The sequence below is a fragment of the Pseudomonas sp. BN414 genome, assembly GCF_029871275.1.
GTDB classification, from domain to species: domain Bacteria; phylum Pseudomonadota; class Gammaproteobacteria; order Pseudomonadales; family Pseudomonadaceae; genus Metapseudomonas; species Metapseudomonas resinovorans_C.
This window is the reverse complement of record NZ_SSOL01000079.1, coordinates 233,586-247,877: the sequence shown is the minus strand read 5'-3', so window position 1 is coordinate 247,877 and position 14,292 is coordinate 233,586. Positions and strand designations below refer to the sequence as shown.

16 protein-coding genes and 4 tRNA genes are annotated in these 14,292 nt (G+C 60.5%); 11 read left to right on the top strand and 9 right to left on the bottom strand.

Features of this window, described 5'->3' with window-relative positions:
• Nucleotides 1–31: 31 nt before the first annotated feature.
• The gene (gene nadC, locus E8E95_RS28995; protein ID WP_280355784.1) at nucleotides 32–880 is read left to right on the top strand and encodes a carboxylating nicotinate-nucleotide diphosphorylase; all 849 of its coding nucleotides are present in this window, start codon (nucleotides 32–34) and stop codon (nucleotides 878–880) included.
• A 55-nt stretch (nucleotides 881–935) separates the two neighbouring features.
• Here the strand turns inward: nadC and E8E95_RS28990 are convergent.
• A tRNA-Thr gene (locus E8E95_RS28990) sits at nucleotides 936–1,011 on the bottom strand.
• A 167-nt stretch (nucleotides 1,012–1,178) separates the two neighbouring features.
• Nucleotides 1,179–1,712: a pilin gene (locus E8E95_RS28985; RefSeq protein ID WP_280355782.1), complete on the bottom strand. Its 534-nt coding sequence runs from the start codon at nucleotides 1,710–1,712 to the stop codon at nucleotides 1,179–1,181.
• A gap of 226 nt (nucleotides 1,713–1,938) precedes the next feature.
• On the opposite strand from E8E95_RS28985, the gene pilB reads away from it, so the two are divergent.
• Genes pilB through yacG form a run of 5 tightly spaced genes read left to right on the top strand, consistent with a single transcriptional unit; the run spans nucleotide 1,939 to nucleotide 6,547 of the window.
• Entirely contained in the window at nucleotides 1,939–3,645 is a 1,707-nt protein-coding gene (gene pilB, locus E8E95_RS28980) for a type IV-A pilus assembly ATPase PilB (protein ID WP_280355780.1), read from the top strand.
• Between the two features lie 2 nt (nucleotides 3,646–3,647).
• Complete coding sequence (locus E8E95_RS28975; RefSeq protein ID WP_280355778.1) at nucleotides 3,648–4,865, top strand: type II secretion system F family protein; 1,218 nt, start codon at nucleotides 3,648–3,650, stop codon at nucleotides 4,863–4,865.
• Between the two features lie 4 nt (nucleotides 4,866–4,869).
• Entirely contained in the window at nucleotides 4,870–5,742 is an 873-nt protein-coding gene (locus E8E95_RS28970; RefSeq protein WP_280355777.1) for an A24 family peptidase, read from the top strand.
• On the top strand, nucleotides 5,739–6,350 hold the full coding sequence (coaE, locus tag E8E95_RS28965; protein WP_280355775.1) for a dephospho-CoA kinase: 612 nt from the start codon (nucleotides 5,739–5,741) through the stop codon (nucleotides 6,348–6,350). Before E8E95_RS28970 ends, coaE begins: the two co-directional genes overlap by 4 nt.
• Nucleotides 6,347–6,547 (top strand): DNA gyrase inhibitor YacG, encoded by a 201-nt coding sequence (gene yacG, locus E8E95_RS28960; protein WP_077525070.1) that lies wholly within the window; start codon nucleotides 6,347–6,349, stop codon nucleotides 6,545–6,547. The genes coaE and yacG overlap by 4 nt, the downstream gene beginning before the upstream one ends.
• 3 nt (nucleotides 6,548–6,550) lie before the next feature.
• On the opposite strand, the gene E8E95_RS28955 is transcribed toward yacG, so the two are convergent.
• The 4 genes from E8E95_RS28955 to E8E95_RS28940 form a co-directional block, all read right to left on the bottom strand.
• Nucleotides 6,551–6,766, bottom strand: a complete 216-nt coding sequence (locus E8E95_RS28955) for a hypothetical protein (RefSeq protein WP_280355774.1) — start codon at nucleotides 6,764–6,766, stop codon at nucleotides 6,551–6,553.
• Between the two features lie 275 nt (nucleotides 6,767–7,041).
• Complete coding sequence (locus E8E95_RS28950) at nucleotides 7,042–7,731, bottom strand: energy-coupling factor ABC transporter permease (RefSeq protein ID WP_280355772.1); 690 nt, start codon at nucleotides 7,729–7,731, stop codon at nucleotides 7,042–7,044.
• Nucleotides 7,728–8,195: an FAD/FMN-containing dehydrogenase gene (locus tag E8E95_RS28945; protein ID WP_280355770.1), complete on the bottom strand. Its 468-nt coding sequence runs from the start codon at nucleotides 8,193–8,195 to the stop codon at nucleotides 7,728–7,730. The genes E8E95_RS28950 and E8E95_RS28945 overlap by 4 nt, the downstream gene beginning before the upstream one ends.
• A 4-nt stretch (nucleotides 8,196–8,199) precedes the next feature.
• The gene (locus E8E95_RS28940; RefSeq protein WP_280355769.1) at nucleotides 8,200–8,622 is read right to left on the bottom strand and encodes a GNAT family N-acetyltransferase; all 423 of its coding nucleotides are present in this window, start codon (nucleotides 8,620–8,622) and stop codon (nucleotides 8,200–8,202) included.
• 134 nt (nucleotides 8,623–8,756) lie between these two features.
• Here E8E95_RS28940 and E8E95_RS28935 point away from each other — a divergent pair, with 134 nt between their 5' ends.
• From E8E95_RS28935 to E8E95_RS28925, 3 genes are all read left to right on the top strand, one after another.
• Nucleotides 8,757–9,383: a DUF1780 domain-containing protein gene (locus tag E8E95_RS28935; RefSeq protein ID WP_179061179.1), complete on the top strand. Its 627-nt coding sequence runs from the start codon at nucleotides 8,757–8,759 to the stop codon at nucleotides 9,381–9,383.
• An 88-nt stretch (nucleotides 9,384–9,471) separates the two neighbouring features.
• Nucleotides 9,472–9,645, top strand: coding sequence for a DUF3094 family protein (locus E8E95_RS28930; RefSeq protein ID WP_077525075.1), 174 nt, complete (start codon nucleotides 9,472–9,474; stop codon nucleotides 9,643–9,645).
• A gap of 60 nt (nucleotides 9,646–9,705) precedes the next feature.
• Nucleotides 9,706–11,004 carry an NAD(P)/FAD-dependent oxidoreductase gene (locus tag E8E95_RS28925; protein ID WP_280355768.1) on the top strand — a complete coding sequence of 433 codons (1,299 nt, stop codon included), beginning with the start codon at nucleotides 9,706–9,708 and terminating at the stop codon, nucleotides 11,002–11,004.
• Between the two features lie 155 nt (nucleotides 11,005–11,159).
• Here E8E95_RS28925 and E8E95_RS28920 read toward each other — a convergent pair.
• The 3 genes from E8E95_RS28920 to E8E95_RS28910 form a co-directional block, all read right to left on the bottom strand.
• Nucleotides 11,160–11,235, bottom strand: a tRNA-Lys gene (locus tag E8E95_RS28920).
• Between the two features lie 10 nt (nucleotides 11,236–11,245).
• Nucleotides 11,246–11,322, bottom strand: a tRNA-Pro gene (locus tag E8E95_RS28915).
• Between the two features lie 9 nt (nucleotides 11,323–11,331).
• A tRNA-Asn gene (locus E8E95_RS28910) sits at nucleotides 11,332–11,407 on the bottom strand.
• 205 nt (nucleotides 11,408–11,612) lie between these two features.
• On the opposite strand from E8E95_RS28910, the gene E8E95_RS28905 reads away from it, so the two are divergent.
• Together E8E95_RS28905 and E8E95_RS28900 are read left to right on the top strand one after the other, a co-directional pair.
• On the top strand, nucleotides 11,613–13,916 hold the full coding sequence (locus tag E8E95_RS28905) for a DUF1631 domain-containing protein (protein ID WP_280355767.1): 2,304 nt from the start codon (nucleotides 11,613–11,615) through the stop codon (nucleotides 13,914–13,916).
• 20 nt (nucleotides 13,917–13,936) lie between these two features.
• Nucleotides 13,937–14,278 (top strand): PilZ domain-containing protein, encoded by a 342-nt coding sequence (locus E8E95_RS28900; protein ID WP_280355766.1) that lies wholly within the window; start codon nucleotides 13,937–13,939, stop codon nucleotides 14,276–14,278.
• The last annotated feature ends 14 nt before the right edge of the window (nucleotides 14,279–14,292 follow it).

Here is a 14,292-nt window from a genome sequence, read left to right as displayed (position 1 = left end):
AATCGCCGCCATCCTGCTTGCGGAGCCCACCATGCCCAACCTTCTTCTCGCTGACCTCGCTGCTGAAATCGAGACCAACGTACGCACCGCCCTCAAGGAAGACATCGGCAGCGGCGACATCACCGCCCAGCTCATCCCGGAGGATCGCCAGGCCCGCGCCACGGTGATCACCCGCGAAGCGGCCATCATCAGCGGCACCGCCTGGGTAAACGAGGTGTTCCGCCAGCTCGATCCGCGCGTGAAAGTGGAATGGCAGGTCCAGGACGGCCAGCGCGCCGAGGCCAACCAGCCCCTGTTCCACCTCGAAGGCCCGGCCCGCGCACTGCTCAGCGGCGAGCGCAGCGCCCTCAACTTCCTCCAGTGCCTGTCGGCCGTCGCCACCCGCGTTGGCCACTATGTGGAGCTGGTGAAAGACACCCAGGTGAAGCTCCTCGACACCCGCAAGACCCTGCCCGGCCTGCGCCTCGCGCAGAAATACGCCGTGACCTGCGGCGGCGGCCACAACCACCGCATCGGCCTGTACGACGCCTTCCTCATCAAGGAAAACCACATCGCAGCCAGCGGCGGCATCGCACAGGCCATCGAAGCAGCCCACCGCATCGCCCCCGGCAAGCCCGTGGAAGTTGAAGTGGAAAGCCTCGACGAACTCCAGCAGGCCCTCGAAGCCGGCGCCGACATCATCATGCTCGACGAACTCAGCCTCGACGACATGCGCACCGCCGTCACCCTCACCGCCGGCCGCGCCAAACTCGAAGCCTCTGGTGGCGTCAACGAAACCACCCTGCGCACCATCGCCGAAACCGGCGTCGACTACATCTCCATCGGCACCCTGACCAAAGACGTCAAGGCCATCGACCTCTCGATGCGCCTCAGCCTCTGAGCCAAACACCAGACAACAAAAAGCCCCGCGATTGCGGGGCTTTTTGTTTGGATCATGGTGCCGGTGAAAGGAATCGAACCCTCGACCTTCTCATTACGAATGAGCTGCTCTACCGACTGAGCTACACCGGCGGCGTGCGTAAGCTATCAATTTGACCCTTACGCTTCAATGGGTCCCACCGACAGCTCACTAGATGAAAAACAGAGCGCTCAAAAAATAGCCAAGCCCCCCTGTTTAGTCAGATCATTCCGCATGCCTGTAGCAGGCTAAAACATTTCAGCCGACTGACTAAAGCTTATTAACGGCAGTTTGCTGGGCGGAATTTGTCAGCCAAATCACCACCAGTGCAGGTCCAGCGAATGGCACCAAGCGGCACAGTACCAGACCGGAGCGGAGTAGCAGCACCAGCAGGAACTGCGGCTACCGGGTTAGTAACGCAGTCAACGTTAGGAGTACAGCCCGCAGGCGAGCCAGGGATTGCAGGAATCGCAGGGCTTTCTGCCAGAGGTTCCAGGAGGATCGTGTTGGCACCGGCTGCACCACCAGCTGCACCAGTGAAGGTAACGGTGATCTGACCGTTGTCAGGGTCAACCTCTATATTACTTACGTTTGCAGTTGCGACAGGAGGGGTCCAACCCTGAGCAAAGGCGGAACCGTTCGACGCGTTTTCAGACACCGACAGCTTCGCAGCAGAAGCCAAAACAATACCCTCACTTACACGCGCACGCACGGTGTAATCCTGATAGGCCGGAATCGCGATAGCAGCCAAAATACCGATGATCGCAACTACGATCATCAACTCGATCAAGGTAAAACCCTTCTGAGCTTTCATGTTCTTTCCCTCTTAGTTATTAGGCCAGGTGACCTATCCAGCATCTAGCAGAGAACGTGCCAACACTCCCCCCACTTATTCTCCTACGGATTCTTACAAGCCCGACTAACGAAGCTCGCACAGCAGGGCACCTAGTGCCACTTTTTGTCATTCCATGCCCGCTCAATTGGCTGTCGGGGTCAAGTGCGCTATAAGGCGCTATCAATTCGACGAACTGGCTCTCACCATGACTGATTCTGCAACCACCCTTTCGGGGCTGGCCAAACAATTGGTACTGACCAATTTGCTGGATGAGAGAAGCGCATTGCAGGCCCATACCCAGGCCCAACGCAATAAGATCCCGCTGATTACCTACTTGGTGCAGAACAAGCTGCTAAAAAGTCGCGACCTGGCGGAAATGGCGTCGGAGCAGTTCGGGGTGGCCTTCCTCGACCTCGGTAACATCGACAGGGAGGCCCAGCCCAAGGACCTGGTTAGCGAAAAGCTAATTCGCCAACATCGCGCCCTACCATTGTGGCGCCGCGGCAACAAGTTGTTCGTTGCTATTTCCGACCCCACCAACCACCAAGCCGTCACCGATATTCAGTTCAGTACCGGTCTGAATACTGAAGCCATCTTGGTAGAAGATGACAAGCTGGGCGATGCCATCGAGAAGTTCTTCGACAGTGCCAGTAGCGGCATGGAAGAGCTCGGCGACGTCGATCTGGATGGCATAGATGTTGAGGCAGCGGACGATCACAACGATGACAGGCCGGGTAGCACAGAGGCTGATGATGCCCCTGTAGTGCGTTTCGTCAACAAGATGCTGCTGGATGCTATTCGCGGCGGCTCTTCAGACTTGCACTTCGAACCGTACGAGCGCTCTTATCGGGTACGGTTCCGTACCGATGGCATGCTCCATGAAGTAGCTAAGCCACCGATCCAGCTTGCCAGCCGCATCGCCGCCCGCCTCAAGGTGATGGCAGCACTGGACATCTCCGAGCGCCGCAAGCCCCAGGACGGTCGGATCAAGATGAAGATTTCCAAGACGAAATCCATCGACTTCCGAGTCAACACACTGCCCACGCTTTGGGGTGAGAAGATCGTAATGCGTATTCTCGACCCCACCAGCGCACAAATGGGCATCGACGCATTGGGCTACGAGGAAGAACAGAAAGAGCTGTACATGACAGCTCTGAAGCAACCCCAAGGAATGATTCTGGTGACCGGCCCGACCGGCTCGGGCAAGACGGTTTCCCTATATACCGGCCTGAATATCCTCAACACCGTCGATATCAACATCTCCACAGCCGAAGATCCGGTAGAGATCAACCTGGAGGGTATTAACCAGGTCAACGTCAACCCCAAGCAGGGCATGGACTTCGCCCAGGCGTTGCGTGCGTTTCTGCGTCAGGACCCGGATGTAATCATGGTGGGTGAGATTCGTGACTTGGAAACTGCCGAGATCGCCATCAAGGCTGCCCAGACCGGCCACATGGTGCTCTCCACCCTGCACACCAATAGCGCCGCAGAGACATTGACCCGCCTGCGCAACATGGGCGTACCTGCCTTCAACATTGCCACGTCGGTTAACCTGATCATCGCGCAGCGGCTGGCACGTAAATTGTGTAGTCATTGCAAAAAGGAATTGGATGTCCCTCGGGAGACGCTCATTAAAGAAGGCTTCCCGGAAAATCGGATTGGCAGCTTCAAACTTTACGCTCCAGTCGGCTGCGACAACTGCAATCAGGGTTACAAGGGACGAGTGGGTATTTATGAAGTGGTTAAAATCACGCCCCCCCTGCAGCAGCTTATTATGGAGGAAGGCAACTCCATCCAGATCGCCCAGCAGGCGCGCCGCGATGGCTTCAATGACCTGCGAACCTCGGGCCTGGTGAAAGCCATGAATGGCATCACCAGCCTTGAGGAAGTCAACCGCGTCACCAAGGATTAAGCATGGCGGACAAAGCGCTGAAAACCAGTACCTTCGCCTGGGAAGGCACCGATAAGAAAGGCTCGAAGGTCAGAGGTGAAATTTCCGGCCAGAACCCTGCGCTGGTGAAGGCCCAGCTGCGGAAGCAAGGCATCAGTCCAACCAAGGTACGCAAGAAGTCCGCTTCCCTGCTGAGCGCCGGCAAAAAAATCAAGCCCCTGGACATCGCCCTTTTCACCCGGCAGATGGCGACCATGATGAAGGCTGGTGTGCCGCTCATACAGTCCTTCGAAATCATTGGTGAAGGCTTCGAAAAGCCAGCAATGCGCAAGCTGGTGGAGGAGGTGAAGCAGGAAGTCTCTTCTGGCAATAGCCTGGCGAACTCGCTTCGCAAGAAGCCTGAATACTTCGATGAGCTCTATTGCAACCTTGTCGACTCCGGCGAACAAGCTGGTGCGCTGGAAACCTTGCTGGATCGTATCGCCACCTATAAAGAAAAAACCGAGGCGCTAAAGGCCAAGATCAAGAAGGCGATGAACTATCCCATCGCAGTAATCGTGGTAGCCATCATCGTCTCGGCGATCCTGTTGATTAAGGTGGTTCCGCAATTCCAATCAGTTTTTGCGAACTTTGGAGCTGAGCTTCCCGCATTCACCCTATTTGTAATCGGCATTTCCGAGATTTTGCAGGAGTGGTGGTTCATCGTCTTGCTTGGGTTCTTCGTCGTCGGCTTCCTGCTCCAGCAAGCGCACAAGAAATCCGAGAAGTTTCGTGACTGGTTGGATCATACCGTTCTGAAACTTCCCATCGTTGGCGACATTCTCTACAAGTCCGCCGTCGCCCGTTTTGCCCGCACCCTTGCGACTACGTTTGCTGCGGGCGTGCCTCTTGTGGATGCGTTGGACTCGGTAGCTGGCGCCAGCGGTAATGTGGTTTTCAAGAACGCTGTAATCAAGGTCAAATCGGACGTCTCCACCGGCATGCAGCTCAACTTCTCCATGCGCACCACCGGCGTATTCCCCGCCATGGCCGTACAGATGACCGCAATTGGTGAAGAGTCCGGTGCATTGGATGAAATGCTCGACAAGGTCGCCAGCTTCTACGAAGCGGAAGTGGATAACGCCGTTGACGGCCTTACCGCACTCATGGAGCCCATGATCATGGCCGTGCTTGGTGTGTTGGTCGGCGGCCTGATCATCGCGATGTACCTCCCCATCTTCCAGCTCGGCAGCGTCGTCTAAGCGCATGCAGTTGATCGACTTTCTGGCCAGCCACGCACTGGCCTTTGTTTTCTGCGTCCTGCTGCTTGGCCTGCTGGTGGGCAGTTTCCTAAACGTGGTGATCCACCGCCTGCCTGCGATGATGATGCGCGACTGGCAGGAACAAGCCCGTGAAGCGCTGAGCCTGCCCGCAGAACCCAAGGGACCGGTATTCAACCTGATCCTGCCGAACTCCCGCTGCCCCCATTGCAGCCATGAGATTCGTGCCTGGGAGAATATCCCCGTCGTGAGCTACTTGGCTCTGGGCGGTAAGTGCTCCGCCTGCAAGGCCCCCATCAGCAAGCGCTATCCCTTGGTGGAACTGTTGTGTGGCACGCTGTCCGCCTATGTCGCCTGGCATTTCGGCTTCAACTGGCAGGCCGGGACTTTCCTGGTACTGACCTGGGGCCTACTGGCGATGAGCATGATCGACGTCGACCACCAATTGCTGCCGGACGTACTGGTCCTGCCTCTGCTCTGGCTTGGCCTCATCCTCAACAGCCAGGGTGTGTTCGCCAGCCTGGAAGACGCGCTCTGGGGTGCGGTTGCCGGTTACATGAGCCTGTGGTCGGTTTACTGGCTGTTCAAGCTGGTGACGGGCAAGGAAGGCATGGGCCACGGTGACTTCAAGCTGCTGGCAATGCTCGGCGCTTGGGGTGGCTGGCAGGTGCTTCCGCTGACCATTCTGCTGTCGTCCCTGGTGGGCGCGGTGTTGGGCGTGATCATGTTGCGCCTGCGCAACCAGGACACCGCGACCCCCATCCCCTTCGGCCCTTACCTGGCAATTGCCGGCTGGATTGCGCTGCTCTGGGGTGATCAAATAACGGCGACCTATCTGCAATTCGCCGGTTTCAAATGAACAAACCCTGGATTCTTGGCCTTACGGGCGGCATTGGCAGCGGCAAGAGCGCCGTCGCCGCTCACTTCAGCGAGCTTGGCGTGCATCTGGTGGATGCCGACCATGCAGCACGCTGGGTTGTTGAACCCGGTCGCCCCGCACTGGCGAAGATCGCCGAGCATTTCGGGAATGACGTACTGCAAGCGGATGGTCAGCTTGACCGCGCCGCGCTGCGCCAACGGATCTTCGACAATGCGGACGAACGTCGCTGGCTAGAAGCCCTGCTGCATCCGCTGATCGGCCAGGAAATCAGCCAGTACCTGGCTCGCGCCGAATCTCCATACGCCATTCTGGTCTCGCCGCTGCTGATCGAGTCCGGCCAGCATCGCCTGACCCAACGCGTGTTGCTGGTGGACGCGCCGGAAGCTCTGCAGGTTCAGCGCACAGTGCAGCGGGACAAAGTGCCCGAAGAGCAGGTCCAAGCCATATTGAAAGTGCAGGCCAGCCGCGAGCAGCGCCTCAAGCATGCCGACGACGTGCTGCTCAACGATCGCGGCCTGGATTGGCTGCGCGCCGAGGTGGAGCGCCTGCACAACTTCTACCTGACCCTGCGAGGAGGCCAGCCATGAGTCAACCCGTCACTGTGGAGTGCCCGACTTGCGGCGCTCCGGTGGAATGGGGCCCGCAAAGCCCTTCCCGCCCCTTCTGCTCCGAACGCTGCAAGCTCATCGATCTGGGTGCCTGGGCCGCCGAGGAACACGCGATTCCCGGCGACAACCTGGAAGACGAACTTTTCTCCGGCGACTTGCCGCCGCGCGAACACTGATTCTCAAGGGCGCATGAAACTGTAGTCCCGTTCCGGGTCGAGGTTCTCCGCCAGGAAGGTCAGCTCCTGAGCAAGATCGTCCGTCGGGCGCAGCTGCGCGCTGCGCTCGACCACCGCGCTCAGCAAGGCGCGTAGAGCCAGCTCCTCACTGAAACCGTCCCGTTTTGCCGTGTCGAGGCTTTGTCCCAATGCGGCTCTCGCCCAATCGTGAATCCCCATGCTGTCTGCCCCTTGTTGGTGAACGGAAAGGCTGTGTCCGCATTAAGTGTTGCAAGTGGCTGCAGTGCCCGTAGGAGCTGGCTTACCAGCGAATGGCCCCGTTTCGCTAGCAAGCTAGCTCCTACAAGGCCCCTGGACCGATGGCCGATCTCTGGCAACAGCTAACGCAGACATAGCCAATGGAAAAGCGCCATCCACCCTACGAACCCACCCCTGCGAAATCCTTGATGCAGATCAGCCGTCAGCACGGCATCAAATAGGCGAATCCCAGGCAATCAGCGAGGCGGGTCGTCGTCTTTCCAGGGCGCCTGGAGATACCGGGTGCGATTGAAGGTTTCCAGCCAATCCGGGCAGAACACCACAAAGGCGGTCACTGCCGTGCCGTTGATGAAGGCCTCGGGGAACATCACCAGCCAGAGATAGCCGATGAAGTCTTCCAGCCAGGGCGGCATGGGGAAGACGCCATCCATCCACAGCAACCCAAGCCCGATCAGCACACAAAGCAGTGCCGCCAGGGCCGCTGGAAAGAATCCGCAGCAGAAGATGTACACGAACAGATTACGCGGCTGGTAATGCTCGACCCACTTGGCGCACAGCTCGGTGACCAGGACCGGCAGGAGCACCAGCAAGGCGCCATTGATGCCCAGGGCCGCCAGATCCTGCTTACCCAATGCCAACAGGGCGAGTTGCGCCGCCAAGCCGCCGAGCACCGCCAAAGGCCAATCCAGCAGCAGAGTAACCGCGGTCAGGCCGATGAAGTGGTAGGACACTCCTGACTCGAAATCCCGCCGCATCAACCAGAGCAGGAAGAGCACGAACACGGTGCCGAAAAGCAGGTGCTGGCGGCGGGAATCGCTGAACAGTTCGACCCACGGAGTACGCCAGATCGCCCACGCGATGACGGGGAGGTAGATCGCCCAGCCAAGCGTCAGGGTTTCGGTGGACAGGAGCTCTGCAGCAATCACGGCACCAGCGACTCCAGTGCCGTGCGTAAATCCACTGCGTCACGGAACTCCTTGCGATCCGTCAGCCTACCGTGGTCCAGCTGCAGCCAGAGCACGCTGGACTCATCGCCCGGATAGCGACTGGCAACGCGGGACTCGCGATCCAGCAGGACGCGATAGTTGTAGTCCTGCATGGCCGGCACCGCAAAGAGCGAGGAAACAAGCGACGGCATACGACTGATATCGGCCACGAACACCGTATTGCGCGCTTCCAGATACCCCTTGGGCTGACCTTCCAGCGCTGATTTCACCAGCTTGCCGCCATCCATGCCGCGGGCTACCAACAGTACTTTCAGCCCTTCGTCGAGGCTGTAGGGCTGATCGAACTGGTCCAGAAGGGTCCAGGGAGCAAGGCGCTCGCCCACTTCCAGCGCCTGACTGAATGAAGTGAGCAGGCAAAGCAACAGGCCAACGCAGATCCGCATCGATTCAATCTCCAGTGGTCGAGTAAACCCGAATGTCCTCGCGCTCCGACCAGCCCCGCTGCATCTGCCAGAAGGCGAGCGCCTCCGGGGCATCTTCCAGCACGAACACATGGGACTTGCGGATACCCAGCGCGGTCAGCCGTCGCAGCGCTTCCTGCAGCAAGGCGCGCGCCCAGCCCTTGCCTCGGAAGGGCTGGTCCACCACCAGGTGCTGTAAATACCCGCGACGCCCGTCATGACCTACCAATAGGCTCCCGGCCATATGCCCATGGTCATCCTCGAGCAGCAGGGAGAGGTCCGGGTTGCGCTGCAGGTAGGCGCAGAAGGGTTCAAGCTCGTCCTCTGCGCGTACACGAACTCCGGGCGTTCGGCGCCAGAGATCAAGCAGGGCGGCGTGGTCAGCGGGGGTAATGGGACGAATGCGCATGGTCGGCTCCAGGCAACTGCTGGAAGTTTACACCGCCCAGGCGCCGATCAAGCTGTGTGCATTTGTCGCGAGAGCGTCTCCGCTGGCACTTCAGGGGTACCCAGGGGGCCAGCGGGAAGGCTAAGCTGCGGAGCATGAACGAGTCCGACTACCTGCGCCTGCTGACGCGGCAGGCCGAGCAAGCCAACGACTTTCTGTCGAATGCGCGCAAGTGGGAACGCGAACGCTGGGTCTGCCAGCGGCTCCTGCAGGCGCTCAACCTGCCCTATCGACTCGAGGACTTCAGTACCGGGCAGGAACCACCGGATGTGCAATTCCGCGAAGCCAACTTCGAAGTGTTCTTCGTGCTGGATGAAGGTCGGCGCCTGAACGAGGAATGGCGAGCTGAACTGGAGCGACGGCGCAGCGCCTTTTCCCTCGCGCAACTGGTGCGCCGGGAAAGTCGCCCAAAGCGCATCGCTGCTGCCGAACTCCAGGCGCGGCTGGCACCGACGCTGCGCAAGAAGGCACGCAACTACGGCGAGCGCGGCCTCGATCTCGGCGATCTGGATTTGCTGGCCTTCGTCAATCTCAAACGCGCCACGCCGGACTTCAACAGCCCGTTTCCACCGCCGACCGAGTATTTGCGGCAGGGCTGGCGATCGCTATCGCTCATCGGACCGAACTTCGCCCGAGTGCTCTTCGCCCATGGAGACGCTCCAGACTTCCTGCGCAGCAACCTCGGCCGGACCATTCTCTTCGATGTGGGCATCGGCCTTTGACAAGCACCCCGCAAATTTCCCCCGCCGCGCGTTGAGCCCCTGTGAATTCGCCGGCTAGAATGCCAACCACTCCAGAGTCGAGGCCCCCATGCCCAGCCGCCTGACGCCCGAAGACCAGCAAAAGGTCGACCAGTACCTGAACCTTCCCCAGCACCAGGTGGAACGCCAACCGTTCCGCCCATGGCGCCTGCTGTGGATCGTACTGGCCATCGTCATCGTCCTGGGCATCCTCAGCCGCCTCCTGAGCCGACTGGTGCTATGAGCTGCCTCCTGCGCTCGCCCTCGGCGAAAAAGAATTCCTATAGCCTTGCGAGACTTTCCCATGTCCCATCGTATCGTGATCGTCGGCGGCGGCGCCGGCGGCCTGGAGCTCGCTACCCGTCTGGGTAGAACCCTCGGCAAGAAAGGCCTGGCCAAGGTCGTCCTGGCCGACGCCAACCTCACCCATATCTGGAAACCCCTGCTGCATGAAGTGGCCGCCGGCTCGCTGAATTCCACCGAGAACGAGCTGAATTACGTGGCCCAAGCCAAGTGGAACCACTTCGAGTTCCAGCTCGGCCGCATGAGCGGGCTCGACCGCAAGCGCAAGGTCATCCAGCTGGCCGCGACCCATGACGAGGACGGGCGCGAGCTGGTGCCTGCCCGCGAGTTGGCCTATGACAGCCTGGTCCTCGCCGTCGGCAGCACCACCAACGACTTCGGTACCGAAGGCGCGGCCCAGCACTGCATTTTCCTCGACACTCGCGAGCAAGCCGAACGCTTCCACCGCAAGCTGCTCAGCCACTATTTGCGCGCCCATGCCCAGCAGGACGCGAATGACCAGATCAGCGTCGCCATCGTCGGTGCCGGCGCCACTGGCGTCGAACTGGCCGCCGAGCTGCATCACGCCGCCCACGAGCTGGCGGCCTACGGTCTAGACCGCATTCAGCCGGAAAACATGCGCATCACCCTGATCGAAGCCGGCCCGCGCGTTCTTCCAGCACTGCCGGAACGCATCAGTGCGCCGGTGCACCGTACCCTGGAGAAGCTTGGCGTCACCGTGTTGACCGGCGCGGCAGTGAAGGAGGTGACCGCTGAGGGCCTGCTTACCGCTCAAGGTGAGAAAATTCCCGCCAGCCTCAAGGTCTGGGCCGCCGGCATTCGCGCCCCGGGATTCCTCAAGGACCTGGATGGACTGGAGAGCAACCGCATCAACCAACTCGTCGTGCGCCCAACTCTGCAAACCACTCGCGACGACGACATCTTCGCCTTTGGCGACTGCGCCGCCTGCCCCATGGGCGATGGCACCGAACGCAACGTGCCGCCTCGCGCGCAGGCCGCGCACCAGCAGGCCTCGCTGCTGGTGAAGTCGTTCAAGTTACGGCTGCAGGACCAGCCATTGCCTGACTATCAGTACAAGGACTACGGCTCGCTGATTTCGCTGTCGAGCTTCAGCGCCGTCGGCAACCTGATGGGCAACCTCATGGGCAGCGTGAAACTGGAAGGCTGGCTAGCGCGGATGTTCTACATCTCGCTCTATCGCATGCACCAGATGGCGCTTTACGGTGCCTTCCGCACAGGTCTGCTGATGCTGAGCGATCGCATCGGCCGCAGCACCGATCCTCGCCTGAAGCTTCACTGATACGCACCAGGCAAGGCGGGGCTTCGCTTACCGAAGCCCCGCCTTGCCTCGCACATCGCACCGCAGCCCAGTCGCGACACAAAAAATCGACGCAAACAAAAAAGCGGTAAGGCTTTCGCCTTACCGCTTCTTCGGACCTCTCGAGAGGTCTTATATGGTGGGTCGTGTAGGATTCGAACCTACGACCAATTGGTTAAAAGCCAACTGCTCTACCGACTGAGCTAACGACCCAAAATAGAGGTGGTCGGGGTAGAGAGATTCGAACTCCCGACATCCTGCTCCCAAAGCAGGCGCGCTACCGGACTGCGCTATACCCCGTCTGGAAGTTGGCTCCGCGACCTGGACTCGAACCAGGGACCCAATGATTAACAGTCATTTGCTCTACCGACTGAGCTATCGCGGAACTTCGATCTTCCAACTCTTATTCGCTTCACCGTTTTGGTTTAGCGCTTCAGAGGCGCGCCATTTTACGGATAGCGAACGCCCTGTCAACCCCTAAAAAAACGAATTCCTACAATGATTTGCAGATGGCCGTCCGAGTGCTATACCTGAGCCGTGGTGAGATCGTTACAGGTCGTGGTCGCGGCCTGTCTCCCTACAGGACAGCTATGAGCAATCAGGATCGCCCTCCACCCCCTTCCGGCCCCGTGACGACCCTGGCCAGCCGCGGCATACAACCGCGCTTCGGTGAATTGGTACAAAGCTGCCGCAAGCTGGTCATGAACCGGCTGGCGGAACATCTGACCGGCGTCTTTGGCCAGGTGGACGACACGCTCTTCGAATGCGCCGAAAAGGCCGAGAACAACCAGGTCCAGACCCTCTTCTTCGACAGCATGCGGGATATCCGCAAGCAGCGTCCGCAAATAGAGCGCGCTTACCACCAGCGCATCGCCAAGACCTTCGAAGACTTCCTCAGTGGAAAGCTGAAACCCGAGCTGAAGGCCAGCGAGCTGGATGCGGACCACCTTCAACTGATGGAAAACGACGAGTACGAGGAAAGCCTGCTCGTCACCAATATGGTCAGCCGGGTCAAGGCGCGCTGCTCGCAATCCCTGTTCGCCCTCGACCAGCGCCTGGCGGTGCTCAATGGCGGGCGCAAACTGGGTGATGATGAAAACCCCTTCGGCCCACAAGCCATAGCGGTGGCCTTCCGCGAAGCGCTGGAACCCTGCCCCTTCCCGCTGCGGATCAAGACCATCCTTTATATGCTCTTCGACCAGCATGTGATGCACGGCCTGGACAGCGTCTACGAGGCGCTCAACCAGCGACTGATCCAGGCTGGCGTGTTGCCCAACCTCAAATACGGCGTGCAACGGTCCACCAGCGCGGCCCAGCCGCAATCGCCCACCGCGAAACAGCCCTCCACCGCCGAGCAGCCGCCGCCCACGACACCGGGCACTCAACCCAGCGGCCCGCCAGATCTGACGGGGGCGCCTCCCAGCGATCCCGGCCAGTTGTTCAGCGGCCTGGCTGCGTTGCTGGGTGAGCGCCGCCAGCACCACAGCGATGCGCCGTTACCCGGCGGCACACCGAGTATTGCCAGCTTTGCCCCGCGAGGCGCGACGCGTACCTATAGCGCGGCCGAATTGCTGGAAGCCCTGAACCGGCTGCAGCAGCAATCGGCCCAGGACCTCGCCAGCAAACTGCGCCAACCGCAGCGGGTCGAGGGCCTGAAAGCCGACTTGCAACAACAACTGGAAAGCCACAGCAGCGTGCCCGGCCAGCAGAAGCTGTCCGATTACGAAGCCGACGTGATCGACCTGGTGGGCATGCTCTTCGATTTCATCCTCGACGACGACAACCTGGCCGACGTCTACAAGACCGCCCTCTCCCACCTGCACACGCCCTATCTCAAGGTCGCCCTGCAGGACAAGGCGCTGTTCACCCAGCACCATCATCCGGCCCGCCGGCTGCTCAACTGCATGGCCCAGTCTGGCGTGCTCTACGCCGGCGAGGGTGAGGAGCGCGGACTGCTGGCGAAAATGCACTGGGTCGTCGAGCGCGTCGTCCATGGGTTCAGTGGCGATCTGCTGCTGTTCGACAGCCTGCTGGATGAGTTCAACGAATACGTCGGCACGCTGAGGCACAAGGTGGAGCTGCGCGAACAGCGCGCCGTGGAAGCCGCCAAGGGTCGCGACAAGCTGCTCGGTGCCCGTCAGCAGGCTGTCGATACAGTGGGCCGATTCCTCGCGGGTCGCGAACTGCCCGGCATCATCCAGCACTTCCTCGAACTCACCTGGACCGACGTACTGGTCTTCGTCCTGCTCCGCCACGGCGACCGCAGCAATGAATGGCAACGCTCGGTGGAAGTCGCCGAACAGTTGGCGTGGAGCGGCACCCCGCTGGACGCCGACGGCCGTGCCCGCCTGCAACAGTTGCGCATACCGATGCTGGAAGACCTGCGCAAAGGCTTGGAATTGCTAGGTGGCTACCACGAAGACGGTATCCGCCGCCTGCTTCAGGACCTGGTTGCGTGCCAGCACGCCGTTCAATCACAGCAGCCCCAGTTGGCCGCGCGCATCGACAGCCCGCTGCCGGAAAGCAAGCTGGGCGAGATGCTCGGTGATGACGCGGATCTGGCCAACACACCGCGCCCGGTCACCCTTTCCAACCGTGCCCAAGCGCTGATCCGGGAACTCTCCCGCCTGGAGTTCGGCACCTGGTTCGAATTCATCGACGGCCCCGACAGCCGAGTCCTCAAACTGTCCTGGTACAGCCCGACCACACGCAACTATATGTTCGTCGACCACAGTGGCCAGCGGGTGGCGATCATGCCTATTACCCAGCTGGCCCTGGACATGGAGCAAGGACTGGCCCGCCTGGTCCCGCCGGACCGCAGCGCCCCGCTGGTGGATCGCGCCCTGGGCGCCATCTACCGGGTACTGCAGCGCTTTACCGGCCGCACCACCTGAGCCCGCCGTAGGAGTTCGCCATGGAAGAACGTCGCCAGCACAGCCGCCATGCCACAGAGTTACAGCTGGAAGTATTCGATCTGCACTCGGGACAGCGCCTGGGTCGCATCGTCGATTTGTCGATGGATGGCTTCATGCTGCTGAGCGAGCTGCCACTGGTCGCCGACTCGGTGTGGGAGTGCCGACTCGTCCCCCTGACCTGGGTAGAAGGGCTGGAGGAAATCCGCCTGGGCGCCGATTGCCTGTGGACGCGCATGGGCGAAGATCGGCACAACTGCTGGGCGGGCTTCCACATCATCGACCTGGCCGAAGACCAGGCCATCGTCCTGGAAGACCTGTTGCAATCCATTCGTACGCCCTGACCGTCGGTCCAAGA